Below are 21376 nucleotides of genomic sequence, written 5' to 3'. Positions count from 1 at the left end.
TAGGGTTGCTACAAACCTGTTTCCTGGGCCCACAGCTCTGTGACGTTGACGTTCGCATGGCTGAGCAAGTCGCGAAGCGTGGAGATGGAAAGACCGACGACGGCGTGCGGGTCGCCGTCGACCTTGCGGATGAACGCCCCGCCCAAGCCGTCTATGGTGAAGGAGCCTGCACAGTGGAGCGGTTCGCCGGTGGCGATGTAGGCGTCGATGTCTTCGGTGGACATCTCGGCAAAGTGCACTTCCGCGCTGGAGACGGCACCCAAGGTGGCACCGGTCCCGGTGGCGGGCTCGTCGTCGTCCACGTCTGCGGCGGTCTCGCGGCAGTCAACCAGCCAGTGCCCCGTGTGGAGAACCCCCTTCGAGCCGCTCATGCGCAGCATACGCTCCTTGGCGACATCCGGCGTGTACGGCTTGCCGTGCGACTCGCCGTCGAACTCGAAGACCGAATCGCAGCCGATAACCAAGGCACCTTCGGCTTCGGGGAGCGAAGCAACAGCTTCGGCCTTTGCGCGGGCAAGGAGCAGCGCGGTGTCGTGGGGATCCGTCACTCCGTAGCGGGCCTGCACCGCGTCCTCATCCACGTCCGAAACAAGGACGTCATGCCGGATGCCCGCCTCGGTGAGGAGCTTGGTGCGGGCAGGGGACTGGGAAGCAAGGATCAATCTGGTCACGCCCCCAAGCCTATACGGACGCTCTCTCACCGATTGCCGTGGTTGGCCGGACGCTCTCTCACCGATTGCCGTGGTTGGCCTGACGCTCTCTCACCGATTGCCGTGGTTGGCCTGACGCTCTCTCACCCATTGCCGTGGATGGCCGGGAGGAAGCGATAGGTGAGAGAGCGTTCGTCAAAAGGGGGTAATCGGTGAGAAAGGGTCAGTGGACCAGTTCCTGCGCGCCCGATGTGGCACGGTCGCTGCGGTTCAGCTTGGCGCCCTCCACATCGACGTCCGGAAGGAGACGGTCCAGCCACTTCGGCAGCCACCAGGCCTTTTCGCCGAGGAGGTACATGACGGCGGGAACGATCGTCATGCGGACCACGAAGGCGTCAATCAGCACACCGAACGCCATGGCGAAGCCGAGCGGCCGGACCATGGTCAGGTGGCTGAAGATAAAGCCGGCGAACACGCTGACCATGATGATCGCTGCAGCCGTCACCACGGCAGCGGCATGGCTGAACCCGGTCCGGACGGCGTGCTTGGCCGATTCGCCGTGCATGAAGGACTCACGCATGCCGGAGGTGATGAACACCTGGTAGTCCATGGCCAGACCGAACAGTACACCGATCAGGATGATGGGCAGGAAGCTCAGGACTGCGCCCGGGTTGGCGACATCGAACACCTGGCCCAGCCAGCCCCACTGATACACCGCCACCACGGCGCCGAACGCGGCGGCGAGCGACAGCAGGAACCCGCCAGTGGCGAGCAGCGGCACCACGATGGAGCGGAACACCAGCAGCAGGAGGATCAGGGATAGCCCGACGACGATTGCCAGGTAGGGCGGCAGGGCGGCACCGAGCTTTTCGGAGACGTCGATGTTGCCTGCCGTCTGTCCGGTCAAGCCGATGGTGACACCTGTCTCTTCGCGGATCTCCGCACCCTTTGCACGGAGTTCGGACACCACTTTCACCGTGCTGGCACTGGCCGGGCCTTCCTTGGGGATGACCTGGTAGACGGCGGTGCGTCGGTCCTCGCTCAGCGCGGCGGGCACGGCTGCGACAACGTTTTCGACGCTCCGCAACTGATCGGCGACGTCAAACTGCTTGTTCCTGGCGTCTGTTTCGCTGAGGCCGTCGGGGAACTCGCCGACCACCACGATCGGTCCGGTCACTCCTTCGCCGAAACTGCTGCGCGTCAGGTCGTACGCCTTAAAGGCCTGGGAGTCGACCGGTTCGGACCCGCCGTCGGGCAGTGCCAGCCGCAGCTGTGAGGCGGGCAGCGCAACCGCGCCCAGCAGCGCGATGCTGAGGATCAGGGCCACCCAGGGGTGGCGGGTCACCAGCCCGCCCCACCCACGGGTGCTGCGCTTCTCGTCGAGTTCGCGGTCCGCGGCTTCGTGGCCAGGTTCGGCGTTGTGCCGCGCGGCTTTGGCCCACGCACGCTTGGAGACCAGCCGGCGTCCGATCAGGCCGAGGATCGCGGGCGTCAGGGTCAGGGCGACGACGACGGCGACCGCAACTGTCGCTGCGGCCGCAACACCCATGACGGCCAGGAACGGCAGCCCGGGCACTACCAGTGCAGCCAGTGCGATGATGACCGTCAGGCCAGCGAACAGGACGGCGTTGCCCGACGTTCCTGTGGCCAGCGCAGCCGATTCTTCGCCGTCCATGCCCGCCAGAAGCTGGTTGCGGTGGCGGTTGACGATGAAGAGGGAATAGTCGATCCCCACGGCAAGGCCCAGCATCAGGGCAAGCATGGGCGAGATGGAGCTCATGTCGATCACGCTCGTGAGGGCGAAGGTCCCGCCGACGCCAACCGCCACACCGATGATGGCCATGAGAAGCGGCAGTCCGGCAGCAATGAGGGTTCCGAGCATGAGGATCAGGACAAGGGCTGCCACTGCTACGCCCACGATTTCCGCCACGCCAAAGATCTGCGAAACGTCTTCCGTGATTTCCTTGCTGGCGTACGCGGTCACGCCGGCGGAGGAGACGCCATGAACGATGTCCTGGACTTCCTTGCGGACGTCGGGAGAGACAGCGTTGATGGAGGTCTTGAACTGGACCTGCGCGATCGCGGCCTTGTTGTCGCTGGAGACGAACCGCATGCCGTCTGACGCTTCAATCTGGCGCTTGGCGAGGGCCAGCGCCGCGGCGCCGTCGGCGGCTTCCTTGGTTCCGGCGTCGAGCTGTTCCTTGCCGGCAGCGAGCTGGGCGCGTTGAGGTGCAAGCTGCGCTTCAATTTGGGCAGGGGTCAATCCTGCTGCAGCAAGCTGCTGTTCGGCTCCGGCAAGCTGGGCTTCACCGGCGGTGAGCTGCGCCCGGGCAGCATCCAACTGCGCCTGCCCGGCAGCGGCCTTTGCCTCACCGTCGGTGAGCTGGGCTGCGGCCTGGTCCAACTGCTCCTGCGTGGTGAAGGGGTTGACCACACCCTGGACGTCAGGAAGTTCTTCGAGCTTGGCCAAGGCATCTGCCACTGCATCCTTGCCCGCTTGGTCGAAGCCCGAAGCGCCGGCCTCGAACGCCACGCTCGCAGACCCGCCCGAAGCCTCCGGGAGGGCTTCCTTCAACTTGTCGGCCATCTGCTGTGTTTCAGTGCCGGGGATGGTGAAGTTGTTGGACATGGTGCCGTGGAACGCAGCGGCAGAGCCGCCAACGGCGACCAAAACGGCCAGCCATAGGGAAATGACCAGCCAACGGCGGCGGTAGGAGAACCGGCCGAGTCGGTAGAGGAACGATGCCATGTCAGAACCGATCTGTGGTGGTTGGAACGGAGGACGCCGCGGCGGCCGCCGCACTGTTGTTAATGTCCGACGGCGGCGCGAAGCCGGCTCCCAGCAGCCCCATCGCATCGATGAGGTGCTGGCGAAGGACTGCGAGTGATTCGGGGGAGAGATCCGGCCCGCGTTCAGCGAACCAGACGTTCATGGCTGCTTTTCCGCAGGAAATGACCGAGCCTGCCAGTGCGTGGAGGTATAGCTCACTGACCTCCTCGCCCAGCCTGGAACGGGCTGCGTCGATGATTTGTCCCGTGCAGTGGTCCCAGGCTTCGAGTTCGGAGCGGGCGAGCGAACGGTTGTCCTGGGTGAGGCTGAACAGTTCCGCCATGGGCGCAACGGACATCGGGTCGGCGAGGGCCATGAGGGCGGCTTGGGCTGATTCGAGGATGGTTTCGTCGTTGGGCCGCAGCTTGAACTGCTCCAGGGCGCGATCCATGAAGCCGTCGGCCACGGACGATAGGGCTGCCTCGAGGCTTGGGAAGTAGTTGAAAAAGGTTCGTCGGGATACACCTGCGGCGGCGGCGATGTCTTCCACGGTGAAGTTGCCCGGGCCGTGGCCGCGGAGCAGGTCAAGGGCGGCTGCTGCGATGGAGCTGCGGGTGGCTGCCTTGTTGAGTTCGCGGCGCGAGGGAGCGCCTGGCTCGGCTGTGCCGGGCGGAGCGGGCGGCTGATTGGGGCTCACATACTTACACTAAGTGCAACTTTGCACTCTGCGCAATCTGAGCAGTGTTTCGGTCCGTCCCACCAGCAGCGAGCCTAAAATGTCAGACCTCTCTGGAAGCCTTAATGCATGGAACGGATTGAGGTTCAGGAAGCTGGCGCAGCTAATGTGCCGCTACCTGCCCTCGCCGGTCCGGTTCAGGCACTGACCGTCGCCGGTCAGCTGATCGAGCAGCTGCGCGTTCTGGAGGACATGAAGTCCGCCATTTCCGGTCTGCAGGCCAAGATCGCTGTGGCTTTTGATCAGGCCCAGCGCCAAGTCCAAGCAGAAGCCGGCGTCCCGGCATCGGAACGTGGCAGGGGAGTCGCCGCTCAGGTCGCGCTGGCACGGCGGGAGTCGCCCAACCGGGGTTCACGGTTGTTGGGCTTCGCGAAGGCGCTGGTAACCGAGATGCCACGCACTCTGGCAGCGCTTGACTCCGGCCAACTCAATGAGTGGCGGGCCACTCTGCTGGTCAGGGAAACCGCCTGCCTGTCCGCTGAGGATCGATGCGCGGTAGATGAGGAGCTCGCCGCGGACAGCGGGACCTTCGACGGCGCGGGCGACCGTTCGATCGTCGCCGCTGCCAAGGCCGCCGCTTACCGTCGGGATCCTCGTTCGGTGACCCAGCGCGCTGCCAGGGCTGCCTCGGAACGGCATGTTAGTCTCCGGCCGGCTCCTGACACCATGGCGATACTGACCGCGCTGCTTCCTGTAGCCCAGGGCGTTGCCGCCTACAAGGCATTGGCCCAGTCGGCTGATTCTGCCCGTTCGGGCGGCGACGACCGTTCAAGGGGCCAGGTTATGGCGGACACGCTGGTTGAACGGCTCATTGGAACGTCGGGGGGTGTAGGCAGGCTCGAACTACAGCTCGTCATGACCGACCGTACGCTGTTCCAGGGAGATTCGGAGCCGGCCCGGTTATCGGGTTATGGCATCGTTCCGGGCGGCTGGGCACGTGCTCTTGTTGGTGAGGGTGGTGGGGCTGGGATTAATGCGGGCGGGCCGTCGCCGTCTTCGAGCGAACTGCAAGCGGCGTCCGGACAAGGGGGATCCGGGTCTAAAGGTCATAACTACGATGTCTACCTGCGCCGGCTCTACACAGCGCCGGCCAGCGGAGAACTTGTGGCCATGGATACCAGGTCCAGGCTCTTCCCCGGCGGCCTGCGGCGGTTCATCGAAACCAGGGACGCCGTGTGCCGCACGCCTTACTGTGACGCGCCCATACGCCACATCGACCACGTCGTTCCATGGCATTCAGGCGGTCCCACCAGCCTGAATAACGGTGCCGGACTCTGCGAGCAGTGCAACCACACCAAGGAGAGCCCGGGGTGGTCGTCCACAACGGTAACCGCCCTGCCCATACACAGCATGGATGTCAGGACTCCGACAGGACACACCTACCGGTCCAAGGCGCCGCCTTTGCCAGGCACAGCCCTGCACTGACGCGGGCGGGGCTGTGCCGGGGCTTTCTTAGAACTGCGGCTGGCCGGGGAACTGCTGACCAGGCTGCTGCGGCGCACTCTGCTGCGGCTGGCCTGCTCCCTGCTGTGGCTGCTGCTTGGTCAGATAAATCGACTGCCCGGTTGCTCCCGGCTCGCCCTCACCCAGCGGCAGAACATAGACAGCCGTTCCGTAGGCGCAAACTTCGGTCCAGTTGGTGCCCATCTCGGAGGTGTCGAAACGCATGGCGACGATCGCATTTGCACCGCGCTGCTGTGCCTCGTTGACCATGCGGGCCATCACTTCCTGGCGGCTTTCGTACAGGGCACGGGTCATCTCGGGCAGTTCGCCGCCACCCAAGGAGCGGAATCCGGCGAGCATCTGCGACCCGATGTCGCGTGAACGGACAGTGAGGCCCATGACTTCGCCGAAGACGGCGTCAATGCGGTGGCCGGGAATTTCATTCGAGGTAACGATCAGCATGATCCAGAGCCTATCCAGAAGTCGCCGTTAAGCAGGTGAATCCCCGGGGAAAGTCCGGGGATTCACTTGAGGCATGGAAGCCTGCGGTCAGGCCTTGGTGTCAGCCAGTTCCGGTTTCCCGGCCTCTGTCGCAGGGGTGTCCGTGCCGGACTCGTCGTTGAATGCAGCGCCGTTACGGGGCGCGTTGTACAGCGATTCGTCCAGGATGCCTTGGCGTTTGGCCACGATTGCGGGGACCAGGGCCTGGCCTGCCACGTTGACGGCGGTCCGGCCCATGTCCAGGATCGGGTCGATGGCCAGGAGAAGACCGACGCCGGCCAGCGGCAGTCCCAGCGTGGACAGGGTCAGGGTGAGCATCACTACGGCGCCGGTGGTGCCGGCCGTGGCCGCTGAACCCAGGACTGAGACCAGGACGATGAGCAGATACTGGCTGAAGTCCAGGTTGATGCCGAAGAACTGGGCCACGAAGATCGCAGCGATGGCCGGGTAGATCGCGGCGCAGCCGTCCATCTTGGTGGTGGCTCCGAGCGGCACGGCGAAGGATGCGTAGCCTGAGGGAACGCCGAGGTTGCGCTCGGTGACGCGCTGCGTGAGCGGCAGCGTGCCGATGGACGAGCGGGAAACGAAGGCCAACTGCACGGCCGGCCACACGCCGGAGAAGTACTGCTTGATGGACAGACCGTGGGCGCGGACCAGCACCGGGTAGAGCACGAACAGCACCAGAGCCAGGCCTACATAGATGGCAAGCGTGAATTTGCCCAGCGATCCGATGGTGTCCCAGCCGTAGATGGCCACGGCGTTACCGATCAGGCCAATGGTGCCGATCGGGGCGATGCGGATGATCCACCACAAGACCTTCTGGATGACGGGCAGGGCTGAAGCGTTGAAGGTCAGGAAAGCCTCGGCCTGCTTGCCCACCTTGAGTGCAGCGATACCGACGGCGATCGCGATCACCAGGATCTGGAGGACGTTGAAGCTCACGGACGTGCTGACGGTGGTGGCGGCGTTGGCGCTTTCGGTGACCGTCGAGCTTGCGCCGAGGCCAAGGAAGTTCTTGGGGAACAGCCCGATGAGGAACGCCCACCAGTCACCCGTCTTGCCCGCGTACTTGGCTTCTTCCGTGATGCCGGTGGCGGCACCGGGCTGAAGCAGCACGCCCAGGCCGATGCCGATAAGTACGGAAACCAGGGAGGTGATGGCGAACCACAGCAGCGTGTTCCAAGCGAGCCTCGCTGCGTTGGAGACCTGTCGGAGGTTTGCAATGGAGCTCACCACGGCGGTGAAGATCAGTGGAACGACGGCGGTCTGCAGCAGGGAGACGTAGCTGGAACCGATCGTCTGAAGGGTTGCGCCAAGCCCGTTGGGGGCTGCTTTGGTGCTGCCCGTGTACTTGGCGATGAGGCCCAGGACGAGGCCCACGATAAGGGCGGCGATGATCTGGACGCCGAAGGAACCGGCCCACTTGGGGAGCCGGGAACCGGACGTGCCGGATGCGGGAGTGATGGTGTTTGAGGTGCTCACCGGAACACGGTAGGTGCTTCGCAAATAACATAGCGAACGGACGTTTAGAAATGTTACGTGCGCAAAAGTTATTCCTTGTGCGTTTGTGACGTTGGTCTCCGGTGAGCGCCCCGGATCAGCCCAGCAACGCCCTGCGCAGCACGTCCAACCCCACCGAGCCGATGTTCAGCGCTTTGCTGTGGAAGGACTTCAGGTCGAAGCCTTCGCGGGATTCCAGCTCCGCCCGGATCTGCTCCCACAGGCGCTGGCCGACCTTGTAGGAGGGTGCTTGCCCGGGCCAGCCGAGGTAGCGGGCAAACTCAAACTGCAGTTGGCCTTCGCTGATGTCCAGATTGGCTTTGAGGAAGTCGAAGCCCTTCTCCGGCGTCCAGGTTCCGCTGCCCCACCGTTCGGGAACGGGCAGTTCCAGGTGGACGCCGATATCGAACACCACCCGGGCTGCCCGCATCCGCTGGCCGTCCAGCATGCCCATGTGGTCGCCCGGGTCCTTGAGGTAACCGAGTTCCAGCATCAGTTGTTCGGCGTAGAGCGCCCAACCCTCACCGTGCCCCGACACCCAGCAGACGTTCCGGCGCCAGTTGTTGAGCAGTTCGCGGCGATAGGTTGCCGTTGCAACCTGGAGGTGGTGGCCGGGAACGCCCTCGTGGAACACGGTGGTGGTCTCCGACCACGTGGTGAACGTGTCCTCACCTGCGGGGACAGACCACCACATGCGTCCAGGGCGTGAGAAATCGTCGGAGGGGCCCGTGTAGTAGATGCCGCCTTCGTCCGTGGGGGCGATCATGCATTCGAGGGTCTTCATGATGTCCGGAATGTCGAAATGCACGTCGGCCAGCTCGGATACGGCACGGTCGGAGAGGTCCTGCATCCAGGCTTTGAGGGCGTCGGTGCCCTTGATCTGCCGGGCGGGATCGTTGTTCAGGATGTTTTTGGCTTCTTCGATCGAGGCGCCGGACTTGATCTGACCGGCCACTTTTTCCTGTTCGGCAATGAGCCGTTCAAGTTCCTGCACGCCCCAGGCGTACGTTTCCTCAAGGTCCACGGTGGCGCCCAGGAAGGACCGCGATGCCAGGGCGTAACGTTCCCGGCCCACGGCGTCCTTCTCCGGAGCGGCGGGCAGCAGTTCGTCCCGGAGGAAAGCAGCAAGGGAACCGTAAGCTTCCCGCGCCGCCGAGGATCCGTCGTCGAGTTTGGCCTGCACGTCGCCGGGAAGCGGCGAGCCGCCCACCGTGGCCTCAGCGGCAAGCTTGGCGAAGAACCCGTCTTCGGCGGCGTAGCGGCTGGTTTGTTCGATGACGATCCGGACCTGGCGGGCGGCGGAAACCTTGCCGTCAGCCGCAGCAGCGCGCAGCGAGCTGATGTATCCCGCAATGGCCCCGGGGACGTTGGCCGCGCGGCCGGCGATATGTCCCCACTGCCCCACCGTGTCCGTGGGCATGAGGTCGAAGATGGCGCGGATGTCCTGTGCGGGTGAAGCAATGTTGTTGAGGTCGGCAGCATCCCAGCCGGAGGCGTGGATCTCCAGTTCCAGGCCGAGCCGTTCGCGCATGGCATCCAGGGTCACTACGTCGGTGTCATCGGAAGGCTCCAGGGCAGCCAGCGCCTCCAAGGCCTCCCGCGTGGCCTTGGCATGTGCCTCGGTGCCGGCCGGTGAATAGTCCTGGTATTCCGTCTCGTGCCCCGGCAACCCCAGCGTTGTGGCGAAGCTGGGATTGAGTTCGATCAGCTTGTCTGTGTAGGCATCGGCGACGGCGTCAATGGCGGACTTGGGCCGTGCAGGGGTGTTTGCAGTAGTCACCCCCAGAGCCTAACCGTCACCACCGTCACGTGAAAGGGTTGCTGAACGTGCGTCGGGAATCAGCCGCGGCTGCGCCGCCAGGCGCCGGGACCCGGGGTGGGGTCGAGGCGCAACTGCTGGCGGCGCACCCAGTGGCGCACGTTTGGTTTTGAAGGCGCCGGGGCCTGGGGTACTCCAACGGAAGCGACGACGGCGGCCAGCGCCGCGAGCTCTTCGGGCGTGGGGTCTCCCTTGACCACGGAGAACATGGGCAGCACCGGCTCGCTGGCCGGTACCGGGTTCTGTGCCGCGCTCACAGCGGGATGTTCCCGTGCTTCTTGGTGGGCAGGCTGGCGCGCTTGTCCCGGAGAGCGCGCAGTCCACGGATGATCTGCAATCGCGTGTCGGATGGAGCGATCACGGCGTCAACGTATCCCAGTTCGGCGGCCTGGTAGGGGTTGAGCAGTTCTTCCTCGTAGCCCTGGATGATTTCGGCCCGCTTGGCTTCAACATCGCCACCGGCTTCGGCAACGGCGGCGAGGTCACGTCGGTACAGGATGTTGACTGCGCCCTGGGCACCCATGACACCGATCTGCGCCGTGGGCCACGCGAGGTTGAGGTCGGCGCCGAGCTTCTTGGAGCCCATTACGATGTACGCGCCGCCGTAGGCCTTACGGGTGATCACGGTGAGCTTGGGAACAGTTGCCTCTGCGTAGGCGTAGAGGAGCTTGGCACCGCGGCGGATGATGCCCTGGAACTCCTGGTCCTTGCCGGGAAGGAAGCCCGGAACGTCAACCAGGGTGATGATGGGGATGTTGAAGGCGTCGCAGTGGCGGACAAAGCGGGCGGCCTTTTCGGAGGCGGAAATGTCCAGGGTTCCAGCGAACTGCATGGGCTGGTTGGCCACGATGCCCACCGTGTGGCCTTCAACCCTGCCATACCCAATGATCACGTTGGGGGCATACAGGGACTGCATCTCCAGGAAGTGGGCATCGTCCACGATCTGCTCGATGACCTTGCGCATGTCATAGGGCTGGTTGGCGGAGTCCGGGATCAGGCCGTCCAGGGCGAGATCGTCCTCGTCCAGTTCGAGTTCCTGGTCGTGCTCCACCACGGGCGCCTCGGACAGGTTGTTGGACGGGAGGAAGTCCAGCAGTTCACGGACGAACTCGATGGCGTCGGCTTCGTCGGAGGCCAGGTACGTGGACGTTCCTGTGGTGGCGTTGTGCTGGCGCGCACCGCCCAGGGTTTCCATGTCCACGTCTTCGCCGGTGACGGTCTTGATGACGTCTGGTCCGGTGATGAACATGTGGGAGGTCTTGTCCACCATGACCACGTAGTCGGTCAGGGCGGGGGAGTATGCGGCCCCACCGGCGCACGGACCCATGATGAGGGAGATCTGCGGGACCACTCCGGAAGCGTGGACGTTGTTACGGAAGATGTCCGCGAACATGGCCAACGACGCCACGCCTTCCTGGATGCGGGCGCCGCCACCGTCGTTGATGCCCACTACCGGGCAGCCATTGCGGAGGGCGAATTCCTGGACCTTGACGATTTTTTCGCCATTGACCTGGCTCAGGGAACCGCCATAGACACTGAAGTCCTGGCTGTAGATGGCGATCAGGCGGCCGTCCACGGTGCCGTACCCGGAAACCACGCCATCGCCGAGGGGCTTCTTCTTTTCCATGCCGAAGGCGGTGGAGCGGTGCACTGCCAGGGCGTCGAACTCGACGAACGATCCGGGGTCAACCAGCAGGTCGATGCGCTCACGGGCCGTGTTCTTGCCGCGTGCGTGCTGCTTCTCGATCGCTTCAGGGCCCGAAGGCTGTTCAGCCCGTGCCTGGCGGTCGCGGAAGTCTGCAATCTTTCCCGCTGTCGTTGTCAGATCGTGGCTCATCAAGTGTCTCCGGCTCTGTAGCTGATATTCGCTGGCGCAGTCCATTTACGGTAAAAGCTCGTTAAGTAGCTTCCGTACAAAGAACAGGCCTCGCTGGCCAGTCTAGTGACGCCTTTGCCGCGAACCGCTGTAGAAACCCTACAATTTTCCGACGCGAAGCCGAAGAAGCCACTATGTTACCCGTCAGTAACATATCTGGGTTAGAGTGTGTCCATGACTCAAGGCAACGACGCTTCCCAGGTCCCGCAGCACGGCGCATCTCCGTATGCAGCCACCGGTTCCCTGAAGGGCAAAACCATCATCATGTCCGGTGGCAGCCGCGGCATCGGGCTTGCCATTGCCACCAAGGCCGCCCGGGACGGAGCCAATATCGTCCTGCTGGCCAAGACCGGCGAGCCGCACCCGAAGCTGGAAGGCACGGTCTTCACGGCTGCTGAGCAGTTGGTGGCCGCCGGCGGGCAGGCGCTGCCCCTCGTCGGGGACGTCCGCAATGACGATGACGTAGCCGCCGCGGTGAGTGCCGCCGTCGAGCGGTTTGGAGGCATCGACGTCGTCATCAACAACGCCTCGGCGATCGATCTGTCCCGCACTGACGCTGTGGACATGAAACGCTACGACCTCATGCAGGACATCAACGTCCGGGGAACCTTCCTGCTGTCCAAGCTGGCGCTGCCCGCACTGCTGGATTCCGGCAGTGGCCACATCCTGACGCTGTCGCCACCACTGAACTTGGACCCCAAGTGGGCCGGGATGCATCTGGCGTACACCATGGCCAAGTACGGCATGAGCCTGACCACCCTCGGGCTCGCAGAAGAGTTCAAGGACCGCGGCGTGTCCGTCAACTCTCTGTGGCCGTGCACGTTGATCGACACCGCAGCCATCCGGAACATGCCCGGAGGCGGGCAGATGGTGAAGGCTGCCCGGGGCCCCGAGATCATGGCTGATGCCGCCCACGCCATCCTCACCGGCGCCAACCTTTCAGGCGGCACGAAGACGACCGGGAATTTCCATACCGATGAGGACGTCCTGCGGGCGGCGGGTGTTGATGATTTCTCGCCCTACAGCTTGGGCGCTCCCGAAGACCAACTGGTCCGGGACATCTTCCTCTAAGCAGATTCGCAGGCGCCCGGGGCGCTTGCGCGCGTCCCGACTGGATAGGATTCTGCCATGGATGCCGAACAGCCTGATTCCAGCCACCGCCACGACTCCCGGGAGCGTTCTGCGTTGGACCGCGACGCGCTGCTGGCCCCCGAGTTCCTGTCGGCTACGGGCATTTCGCAGCTGAAGATCGTCGACTCCACGGGATCCACCAACCAGGACCTGGTGCGGGCGGTCACAGTGGAACCGAAGAAATGGGCGGACCTGGCTGTCCTGACCGCTGAGCACCAGACGGCCGCCCGCGGGCGCCTGGACCGCCACTGGGAATCCCCGGAACGGTCCGGCGTTTCCGTGTCCATGGTGCTTCGCCCGGTCACCGCCGACGGAATGCCGGTACCAACGCAAAGCTACTCCTGGCTATCGCTGCTGGCGGCGGTGGCACTGCGCGAGGCCTTGCAGGAGGCGGCAGGCATTACGGCGGACATCAAGTGGCCCAACGACGTCCTGGTAAACGGGCGCAAGGTAGCGGGCATCCTCGCCCAGCTGACTTCACCGGGCGACGGTTCAGTTCCTGCCGTCATCCTCGGCGTGGGCCTGAATGTCTCCCTGTCGGAAGATGAACTGCCGGTGCCAACGGCAACGTCGTTGGCCCTGGAAGGAAGCACGACGACGGACCGCACCTCGCTGCTGCAGGCATACCTGAGGCGTTTCGCCCGGCTTTACCGGAGTTTCTGCAATTCGGAAGGGGACCCGTCAGCAGGCCTGGAGGGAGGCCACTCGCTGCACAAGAGGGTCGAATCCGCCATGGTCACCCTGGGCCGGGAGGTCCGCGCCCACCTGCCGGGGGACCATGAACTGGTGGGCCATGCCTCACGGTTGGATGAGCACGGCTCCCTGCTGGTGGTGGACCATGGTGGGCGGGAGCATGTGGTGACGGCAGGAGACGTGGTGCATCTGCGCGCCACAGAAAGCGGTTATGCGTAAGGAACTGCTTCCCGGGGAGCAGGTCATTACCATCACGCGGCAACAGGCCCGCTCCTTGTTTTTTCCTGTGGTGACCTTCATCGTGCTGCCTGCCGTGGCGGCCTATGCCTGCGCATGGATTGTCAAAGGCAATCCGCAGCGGCTCGCCCCGTTCATCACCAGTGAGTGGACCCCGTGGCTGTTGGGTGCGTGCGGCGGGCTGACGGCTCTGGTGCTCCTTGGCTACAGCGTCAAGAGGCTGCTGAAATGGCGGTCGGTCCGCTATATCCTGACCAGCCGCCGGGTGATTGCCAAATACGGGATGTTCAACCGCGCCGACTGGCAGGTGCCGCTGGCCTCGGTACGCAGCGTGGGTGTCCACCAGAACCTGCTCCAACGGTCATTGCGCTCCGGGAATATATCCTTGGATACCGGACCATCCGGTACGGCTGTACTGGCCGACGTGCCGGAAGCCGGAAAATTCCGGGAGTTCGTCCTTGATGCAATGGGCGAACTGCCGAATAGTGAGGTCTTTGAGGGTGAAGTCCTGACGGACTTCGATGAGGTGCCGTGGGAGCTGGGAGAAGGTGGAAGAGATGAGCGTTGAAGGGCAGAAGTCCGGCGAGGACCTGGGCGAAGAGTTCGACGCCGTACCCGAACCTTCCGTGGACGAGGACACCGAGCCTGCGCCAAGCGTCGCCACGGGACCACCGACCGGTGTGATGTCGGCCGAGCGGCTTGCCATCAAAGCGCTCGAGGCGAGGCTCCTCGGCGGCGAACGCAAGCTCCGCCGTCGTGAAGTTGCTGCCGGGGCAGGCGTTTCGGTGCTGTCCGCCCGGAAGCTGTGGCGTGCGCTTGGATTCCCCAATTGGGGCGATGACGATGTTGCCTTCACCGAACGGGACCAGGCAGCGCTGACCACCATCCTGGACCTGGTCCGGGCCGGTCTCCTGACCGAGGAAGCCGCTATCTCGGTCACCCGGTCCATCGGCCAGATGACGGACCGGATGGTGGTGTGGCAGGTTGAAGCCCTGGTGGAGGACATGGTCCAGGAGCAGGGTATTCCGGATGCCGTGGCCCGGAAGCAGCTGGTGAACCAGTTGCCGGCGCTGGTGGATTCCCTTGAGGAAATCCTGGTCTACTCCTACCGCCGTCAGCTCAACGCGGGCGTCCAGCGCCTCGCGGTCCGGGCCGAAGCCGGCCTGCAGGCCAGCGAGGAAGGACGCGAAGGTGACGAGGACGATGCTCCGCTGCCCCTGGCCCGGGCCGTGGGCTTCGCGGACCTCGTGTCCTACACAAGCCTGTCGCGCCGCATGAATGAGAAGACGCTGGCCCAGATGGTGCAGCGCTTCGAGAACAAGTGTGCCGAAATCATCTCTGTGGGTGGTGGCCGCCTGGTCAAGACCGTGGGTGACGAAGTCCTGTACATCGCCGAAACACCGGCCGCAGGGGCGGAAATTTCGCTGGCCCTGGCCCACGCCTTCACCGAAGACGAGATCCTTCCGCAGGCCCGTGTCTCCATGGTGTGGGGCCGCATTCTCTCCCGCTTGGGTGATATCTATGGCCCGACGGTTAACCTGGCGGCCCGCCTCACAAGCCTCGCCCAGCCGGGGACGGTGCTGGTGGACGCCATGACGGCTGCTGCGCTGGGGCAGGATGACCGGTTCGTCCTGGTACCGCAGGCGTCGGAAAACGTCCGTGGTTTTGGCGAAATCCATCCCGTCATGCTGGCCAGGGGCCGGGGCAGGGGCCTGGTCCTGGACTGACAGCGATGCAGGTCACATCTTCGCCAATCGATGGATTAACCCGGTAGGCTTGGTGCTTGTTCGCGTCAAGCCAGCCGCGCGATCCTGTCGGCTGCCGATTTGCATGGGGGATGTGGATGGCTCCGACCATGAGGCCTGCCCAACGGGGGCCCAGGAAACGCCGCACCAAGGCCCTGGCGGTCACGGCTTTCACCGCTGCTGCCGCAGTGCTTGTCACCGGTGCCATCCTGTACCCGGGATTCAAGACCACAGAAGTGGACCTGAACGACGGCGGCGTGTGGGTGGTCAGCAAGTCCAAGAATGCTGCGGGCCGCCTCAACTACCCCTCAAAGTCGCTGGACGGTGCGGTAACGCCTGCCAGTACTGACTTCGACATCCTCCAGCAGGCCGGCGACGTCTTCATCGACGACTCCGGCGGTGCCACCCTCAACCCGGTGAGCGCTGCCAACATGCGCCTCGGGAGCGACCAGAAACTGCCCGGAGCCGCAGAAGTCAGCTTCGGACACAAAGTCCTTGCCGTCACGGACCCGTCCAAAGGCAAAGTCTGGGCTGTCTCACCCACCTCCATCGGTGGTTTCAGCGACGAGTCGGAGCCCCTGTTCGAGCAGTCCCCGGGCATCAAGTCCGTGGTGGGCGTGGACGATGCCATCCACACCCTTGATCCCAGGACCGGAAAGCTCACGGTCACCAAAGTTGATGCCGACGGAAAGCCGGTGGAGTCGCAGGTCCGTACTGACGAGGCACTCAAAGCCGACGGCGACGTCCAGCTCGCCGCTGTCGGCGACAAAGCCGTGCTGCTGAACACGGCAACGGGAACCATCGTCCTTCCCGGCGGCGGCAAGGTCCAGCTGGACAATGCCCGCGAAGCCAAACTGCAGCAGAGCGGTCCTGCGGCGGACGCAGTAGCCATTGCCACCCCGGAAGCCCTGCTCCTGCAGCCACTGGATGGCGGAACGGCGAAAGTGGTGAAAGCAGACGGCCGCGGTGTTCCCGCGGCGCCCGTCCGGCTTGGCCAGTGCACGTACTCGGCGTGGTCCGGCGCCAACAAGTACCTCCGGGAATGCAGTAACGACGCCGACAGCCGCCGCGCGGACGTGCCCAAGGCGAGCGCCTCGCCGTCGTACGTTTTCCGCGTGAACCGCGACCTCGTGGTCCTCAACGACATCAACTCCGGCAACGTGTGGATGGTCAACCAGAACATGCAGCTGGTCAACAACTGGGACGACGTCATTCCGCCCCAGCAGACCTCCGACGACGCCGACCAGGACTCGGCCGACGAAGTCCAGCAAACAGTCCTGCCGGACCGGACCAAACCGAACACGCCCCCTGCGGCGAAGCCGGATGCCTTCGGGATCCGGGCAGGCAAGACCACCATCCTTCCGGTGCTGGACAATGACGCCGATGCCGACGGCGACGTCCTGACGGTGTCCACGGGCGACCGGCTCAGGTCCGGGGCGCTCTCGCAGGTGTATGGGGGTACCGGTTTTCAGATCGCCGTGGCACCGGACACCACCGGCTCAGAGACATTCAAGTACACCGTGGATGATGGCCGGGGCGGAACAGCTGCCGCGGACGTCGATCTCCGGATTGTGCCCCCGGGAGAGAACAGCGCACCTCAGCAGAAACCCAACCGCAATAACACCCTGGTGGTCCAAACCGGCAAAACAGCAAGCCAGTACGTCCTGACGGACTGGCTTGACCCCGACGGTGACGACATCTTTGCCGTTTCGGCTACCAGCAGCGATCCCGCTGACCAGGTCCGGGTGCGGCCTGACGGTTTGCTCTCATTCCAGGACTCCGGAGCGGGACCTGGGCGCAAAACCTTGACGGTCAGTGTTTCGGATGGCACTTTGACCACCGAAGGCCGCATCACCGTGGACGTGCGCGCTCACGGTGCGTTGCCGCCCGTGGCCAACGCCGACCACGTGGTGGCCGTTGCCGGCCAGGACACGGTGATCGCGCCCCTCAAGAACGATTCCGATCCGCAGGGCGGTACGCTGCGCCTGGCCCAGGCGCAGCCGGACGGCCAGTCGACGGCAGTGGTGGGCCCGGACCAGCAGACGTTCACTTTCACCTCGTCCTCGCTGGGCGCCCACTATGTCACCTATATGGTGACCAACGGGCCGGCGAGCGCACAGCAGTTGGTGAGGGTGGATGTCGTTTCGGGCAACAGCGACGGCGCACCGGTGGCCGTGCGGGACGTCGCCCTCCTGCCCAGCGGCGGAAGCGTGGTAGTGGATGTCCTGGGCAATGATTCCGATCCTGCCGGTGGCGTCCTGGTGGTCCAGTCGGTAACAGCTGCCGATGGCTTGCCGGTGAGTGTGGCTGTCCTCAACCACTCCGTGGTGAAGATTACGGACATCCGTGCCCAGGAGCAGTTGTCGCTGAAGTACACGATCTCCAACGGCAAGGCCTCTGCCACGGGCGACATCTCCGTGCAGGTGGTGCCGGCGCCCACCAAGCTCCAGGCGCCGCAGGCAAAACCCGACGAAGTGACGGTACGGGCCGGTGATGTGGTGACCATCCCGGTGGTGGAGAACGACACCGACCCCAACGGCGGTGAGCTGACCCTGGATCCTGTCCTGGCCCAGCTGCCGGATGAGGCCGACGGCCGGATGTTTGTGGCCGGCAACACCCTTCGCTTCATCGCCGGCGGGGAAGCGAAGACCGTCTACGCCATCTACAAGGTCAGCAACGCGTCCGGGCAAACGGACTCGCAACAGGTCACCATCCGGATCCGGGCACGCGATGACGCCACCAACACCCGGCCGGAGCCCAGGAACCTGACGGCGCGGGCAGTGGCCGGCATGACCGTCAAAATTCCGGTTCCGACCGATGGCATCGATGCCGACGGCGACTCGGTCCAGGTCATCGGTATAGACAAGGCGCCCGGACTCGGCACAGCTGTTCTCCGCGACGGCTATCTGGAATACACTGCCGGCGGAAAATCGTTTGGTACGGACACCTTTGGATATCGCGTCAGGGACCGGATTGGTGCCGAAAACACGGGAACGGTGATCGTTGGCATCGCTCCGGCCGAAGCCGACAACCAGAAGCCCATCGCAGTGGACGATGCCATCGACGTCCGTCCCGGACGCCGGGTAGCCGTTGATGCCTTGAAGAACGATTCCGATCCTGACGGTGATCCCATCGGATTGGTGGATTCGTTTGAAGCCAACCCTGAGCTGCAGGTGGAAGCCGTCACCGGAAGGGTGTTGCTGACCGCGCCGGGCGTTGCCGGAACCGACAGTGTCAGTTACCGGATCCAGGACGACAAAAAGGCCGAAGCCAGCGCGGTCATCAGGGTCCAGACCAGCCCCACCGCGCCGCTGCACGCACCTGTCGCGGTGGACGACCGCGTCACCCTCGCCGAGACGTTGGGAAAGACGGCCGTTGATGTTCCGGTACTGAAGAACGATTCCGATCCCGATGGCATTGCCGAGGACCTGAAAATCACCCTGCCGGACGGCAACCCGAATGCGCGGGTGGGAACGTCGGGCAACGTTGTGGTGACGCTGGCGCCCCAGGACCAGTTGATTCCCTACACCGTCACCGACATCGACGGTCAGTCGGCCACAGCGCTCATGTGGATTCCCGGGCAGGGCCTCCAGTACCCCACTCTTTCCACGAATGAAGTGGTGGAGGTCACTGCCGGCCAGCAAGTGACCCTGGCGTTGCAGGACTATGTCAGGGTCAGGGACGGCCGGGCACCGCGGATCACCGTGGCGGACAAAATCAAGGTCCAGGGCGGCGACCCGCAGGACGTCATTGCCGGCGACGGAACGGCGCTCCGCTACGCGGCCCAGGAAGATTACACGGGCCCTGGTTCCGTCACGTTCGAGGTCACGGATGGATCCGGACCCGACGACCCTGAGGGCCTCACGTCCACGCTGACCATCATGACGCGGGTGCTGCCCAATCCGGATGCCAACCACCCGCCCACCTTCAGTGGCGCTGCCATCGATGCTCCCAAGGGCGAGTCAACGGAACTGGAGCTGGCCAACCTGGCCACTGACGTTGACGAACAAGACCAAGGAAAGCTGAAGTTCCAGCTTGACGGGCAGTTGCCCGGCGGGATCGAAGCAAGGATCGAGGGTACCGTCCTGCGGGTCACGCCCGGAAATTCAGTCAACCCGGGAGCCCGGGGGATCATCCCCCTCAGGGTTACCGACGGCCGGTCCGACGCCGTCAAGGCTGCGGTCACCGTCAGCGTTGTCTCATCCAACAGGCCCAAGCCGGCCGCCAATGACGACGCTGTGGACAAGGCCAACGCCGGCGCGTCGGAAACCGTCAACGTCCTGGCCAACGATTTCAACCCCTTCAGTGATGCTCCGCTGAAGATCGAGTCAGCCGTGGTGGAGACGGGCTCGGCCTCCGGCCAGCCTTCCGTTTCCGGTGATTCCGTCACTGTGACCCCTGCCGAGGGGTTCAAGGGTGTCCTCGTGGTGCGGTACACCATTAAGGACAAGACCGATGATCCCGGCCGGCAGGCCGTAGGGCGGATCCGGATCACCGTCCGGGACAAGCCGGACGCCCCATCGGCACCTGTGGCCACGGACGTCCGAAGCCGCACGGCCGTCCTCAAATGGGCGCCGCCGTCGGACAACGGCGCGCCCATCACCAAGTACACGGTCAGGTCCTCAGGCTTCCAGCAGGAGTGCCCCACCACCACGTGTACGTTGACTGGCCTGACCAACAACGTCAAATACGTCTTCACTGTCGTCGCCACCAACGAGGTCGGGGACTCCCAACCGTCGGTGGCTTCGAACGAGATCCGTCCGGACGAAAAGCCGTCGCCGCCTGACGCGCCGACGGTCAAGGCCGGTGACAAGGACCTCGCCGTCACGTGGAGCCCGGCCAAGACCGAGGGCTCGCCGGTGAAGCACTACAACCTGGAAATATCCCCGCCTCCGGCCAACGGAGTTGCGGTTAAAAATGATGTGACGGGCCTGACCTACACCTGGACCGGACTGACCAACGGCGTGAAGTACAAAGTGCGTGCGCAGGCCGTCAACGAGCTCGGTCCATCGGACTGGAGTGTCTACTCCGCCGAAGACCACCCTGCCGGTTTGCCGGGTGCACCCGCGGCGCCGACGACCGCCGTCGTATCCTCTGTCGGAACGCAGAACCAGCTCCGGGCGACGTGGACGGAACCGAACATCAACGGTGACCCGATCAAGAACTACTTCGTCACCATGACCGGCGGCGGCGGAGCGGCCCAGACGCAGACCGTGTCCGGGGATGTTCGTTCGGCGACGTTCAGGGCCGACAACTCCGAGTCGGGCTACACGTTCACGGTCCAGGCGGAGAACAAGGCAGGAAAGGGTGCGGTCAGCGCGCCGTCGGCGCCCCGCCGTGCCACCGGCGAGCTTCGTGCCGTCACCGGGGTCAGTGCAACTCCTGCCAACACCGGCGGCGCCGGGGGACAGGTCACCATCAACTTCAACGTGCTCAACGCTGACCAACGGAACGGTTCAAGCGCCAGCGAGGTCAGTTACACGTACAGGGCCAGCACGGGCCAGAGCGGACCGATCCAGCCGGGCCAGACCGTGGGCGGCTTCGCCAACGGTCAAGCCAGTACCATCACCGTGACGGCCAATTCGTCCGTGGCGCCCAGCTCTCCGCCGAGCGGCGGGGCTTCCGTTACCCCCTACGGGGCGCCGGGAACGCCGTCGGCATCCGGCTCCGGGGGTAGCCTGAACGACCAGTCCGTCACCTTGAGCTGGTCTTCACCGTCTGCGGCCACCAACGACGTCAAGACCACAAAGATCAGCATCAACGGCGGAGCCTGGGAGAGCGTGGCTCCTTCGGGCAGCCGCACCGTCAACACCGGCGGGTGGGAGCAGACCAGCCACATCAACGTGCAGACCTTCAATTCCCTGGGAACTGGCGGTCCGATCGCTTCAGCCAGTGCCACGTCCGGCAGGCAGGGTGTGTGGGAGGGCGTCCTGAACACCGGTGTGGTCAAGAGGTCGTGTACCTACACGCAGGGCGGAAAGAACTACCAGCCCAAGCCGGACTTCACGTGTGACGGAAAGGGCGGCGACCAACCCCCGTGGGAGTACCCCGGCCAAAAAATGGTGGTCAAGTGTTACATCGTCCAGCAGGACGTGGACAATCTCACCTTCACGTGGTGGCGCATCGAAGATGGTTCCTACCGCAACGTAGGCCGCTACATCATCGCAGGTCACACCACGATGGGTGAGCCCAGCGCAGTGGGAGCGCCGCCGTGCTGACCCTGGCGCCGGTCCAAGGCCGGGCAGTTGTCCCCATCGCGCGGCGAGTCCGTGATC

14 protein-coding genes are annotated in these 21376 nt (G+C 64.5%); 6 read left to right on the top strand and 8 right to left on the bottom strand.

Features of this window, described 5'->3' with window-relative positions:
* Nucleotides 1-8 precede the first annotated feature (8 nt).
* The 3 genes from ACSVIE_RS07255 to ACSVIE_RS07245 all read right to left on the bottom strand — a co-directional run bounded on the left by ACSVIE_RS07255 (nt 9) and on the right by ACSVIE_RS07245 (nt 4117).
* Nucleotides 9-671 carry a Maf family protein gene (locus ACSVIE_RS07255; RefSeq protein WP_426006637.1) on the bottom strand — a complete coding sequence of 221 codons (663 nt, stop codon included), beginning with the start codon at nt 669-671 and terminating at the stop codon, nt 9-11.
* A gap of 202 nt (nt 672-873) precedes the next feature.
* Nucleotides 874-3399, bottom strand: coding sequence for an MMPL family transporter (locus ACSVIE_RS07250; protein WP_442423449.1), 2526 nt, complete (start codon nt 3397-3399; stop codon nt 874-876).
* Between the two features lies 1 nt (nt 3400).
* Nucleotides 3401-4117, bottom strand: a complete 717-nt coding sequence (locus tag ACSVIE_RS07245) for a TetR family transcriptional regulator (RefSeq protein ID WP_442423448.1) — start codon at nt 4115-4117, stop codon at nt 3401-3403.
* Between the two features lie 108 nt (nt 4118-4225).
* Here ACSVIE_RS07245 and ACSVIE_RS07240 point away from each other — a divergent pair, with 108 nt between their 5' ends.
* On the top strand, nt 4226-5581 hold the full coding sequence (locus ACSVIE_RS07240; protein ID WP_442423447.1) for an HNH endonuclease: 1356 nt from the start codon (nt 4226-4228) through the stop codon (nt 5579-5581).
* Nucleotides 5582-5608: 27 nt separating this feature from the next.
* Here ACSVIE_RS07240 and ACSVIE_RS07235 read toward each other — a convergent pair whose 3' ends face one another.
* The 5 genes from ACSVIE_RS07235 to ACSVIE_RS07215 all read right to left on the bottom strand — a co-directional run bounded on the left by ACSVIE_RS07235 (nt 5609) and on the right by ACSVIE_RS07215 (nt 11256).
* Entirely contained in the window at nt 5609-6061 is a 453-nt protein-coding gene (locus ACSVIE_RS07235; RefSeq protein ID WP_442423446.1) for a YbjQ family protein, read from the bottom strand.
* A gap of 87 nt (nt 6062-6148) precedes the next feature.
* A complete protein-coding gene (locus ACSVIE_RS07230) occupies nt 6149-7582 on the bottom strand; it encodes a dicarboxylate/amino acid:cation symporter (RefSeq protein WP_442423445.1) in 1434 nt (477 codons plus the stop codon).
* A 115-nt stretch (nt 7583-7697) separates the two neighbouring features.
* On the bottom strand, nt 7698-9380 hold the full coding sequence (locus tag ACSVIE_RS07225; RefSeq protein ID WP_442423444.1) for a DUF885 domain-containing protein: 1683 nt from the start codon (nt 9378-9380) through the stop codon (nt 7698-7700).
* Between the two features lie 59 nt (nt 9381-9439).
* Complete coding sequence (locus tag ACSVIE_RS07220; RefSeq protein WP_426007508.1) at nt 9440-9628, bottom strand: acyl-CoA carboxylase epsilon subunit; 189 nt, start codon at nt 9626-9628, stop codon at nt 9440-9442.
* A 44-nt stretch (nt 9629-9672) separates the two neighbouring features.
* The gene (locus ACSVIE_RS07215) at nt 9673-11256 is read right to left on the bottom strand and encodes an acyl-CoA carboxylase subunit beta (RefSeq protein WP_426006645.1); all 1584 of its coding nucleotides are present in this window, start codon (nt 11254-11256) and stop codon (nt 9673-9675) included.
* A 213-nt stretch (nt 11257-11469) separates the two neighbouring features.
* Here ACSVIE_RS07215 and ACSVIE_RS07210 point away from each other — a divergent pair, with 213 nt between their 5' ends.
* The 5 genes from ACSVIE_RS07210 to ACSVIE_RS07190 all read left to right on the top strand — a co-directional run bounded on the left by ACSVIE_RS07210 (nt 11470) and on the right by ACSVIE_RS07190 (nt 21319).
* On the top strand, nt 11470-12366 hold the full coding sequence (locus tag ACSVIE_RS07210) for an SDR family oxidoreductase (protein WP_442423443.1): 897 nt from the start codon (nt 11470-11472) through the stop codon (nt 12364-12366).
* A 57-nt stretch (nt 12367-12423) separates the two neighbouring features.
* On the top strand, nt 12424-13338 hold the full coding sequence (locus ACSVIE_RS07205) for a biotin--[acetyl-CoA-carboxylase] ligase (RefSeq protein WP_442423442.1): 915 nt from the start codon (nt 12424-12426) through the stop codon (nt 13336-13338).
* Nucleotides 13331-13924, top strand: coding sequence for a PH domain-containing protein (locus tag ACSVIE_RS07200; protein WP_442423441.1), 594 nt, complete (start codon nt 13331-13333; stop codon nt 13922-13924). The genes ACSVIE_RS07205 and ACSVIE_RS07200 overlap by 8 nt, the downstream gene beginning before the upstream one ends.
* Nucleotides 13914-15083, top strand: coding sequence for an adenylate/guanylate cyclase domain-containing protein (locus ACSVIE_RS07195; RefSeq protein ID WP_426006649.1), 1170 nt, complete (start codon nt 13914-13916; stop codon nt 15081-15083). The genes ACSVIE_RS07200 and ACSVIE_RS07195 overlap by 11 nt, the downstream gene beginning before the upstream one ends.
* 116 nt (nt 15084-15199) lie before the next feature.
* Nucleotides 15200-21319 carry an Ig-like domain-containing protein gene (locus ACSVIE_RS07190; protein ID WP_442423440.1) on the top strand — a complete coding sequence of 2040 codons (6120 nt, stop codon included), beginning with the start codon at nt 15200-15202 and terminating at the stop codon, nt 21317-21319.
* Nucleotides 21320-21376: the final 57 nt, after the last annotated feature.

The organism is Paenarthrobacter sp. NCHU4564, from assembly GCF_052156435.1.
Lineage (GTDB): Bacteria > Actinomycetota > Actinomycetes > Actinomycetales > Micrococcaceae > Arthrobacter.
This window is presented reverse-complemented; position numbering and strand designations above follow the sequence as displayed.

What these genes read in the sequence shown, in the direction of transcription:
- ACSVIE_RS07250 (WP_442423449.1), bottom strand. Translation starts at nt 3,399, where the DNA reads ATGGCATCGTTCCTCTACCGACTCGGCCGGTTCTCCTACCGCCGCCGT.
- ACSVIE_RS07240 (WP_442423447.1), top strand. Translation starts at nt 4,226, where the DNA reads ATGGAACGGATTGAGGTTCAGGAAGCTGGCGCAGCTAATGTGCCGCTA.
- ACSVIE_RS07235 (WP_442423446.1), bottom strand. Translation starts at nt 6,061, where the DNA reads ATGCTGATCGTTACCTCGAATGAAATTCCCGGCCACCGCATTGACGCC.
- ACSVIE_RS07220 (WP_426007508.1), bottom strand. Translation starts at nt 9,628, where the DNA reads ATGTTCTCCGTGGTCAAGGGAGACCCCACGCCCGAAGAGCTCGCGGCG.
- ACSVIE_RS07215 (WP_426006645.1), bottom strand. Translation starts at nt 11,256, where the DNA reads ATGAGCCACGATCTGACAACGACAGCGGGAAAGATTGCAGACTTCCGC.
- ACSVIE_RS07210 (WP_442423443.1), top strand. Translation starts at nt 11,470, where the DNA reads ATGACTCAAGGCAACGACGCTTCCCAGGTCCCGCAGCACGGCGCATCT.
- ACSVIE_RS07205 (WP_442423442.1), top strand. Translation starts at nt 12,424, where the DNA reads ATGGATGCCGAACAGCCTGATTCCAGCCACCGCCACGACTCCCGGGAG.
- ACSVIE_RS07200 (WP_442423441.1), top strand. Translation starts at nt 13,331, where the DNA reads ATGCGTAAGGAACTGCTTCCCGGGGAGCAGGTCATTACCATCACGCGG.
- ACSVIE_RS07195 (WP_426006649.1), top strand. Translation starts at nt 13,914, where the DNA reads ATGAGCGTTGAAGGGCAGAAGTCCGGCGAGGACCTGGGCGAAGAGTTC.
- ACSVIE_RS07190 (WP_442423440.1), top strand. Translation starts at nt 15,200, where the DNA reads ATGGCTCCGACCATGAGGCCTGCCCAACGGGGGCCCAGGAAACGCCGC.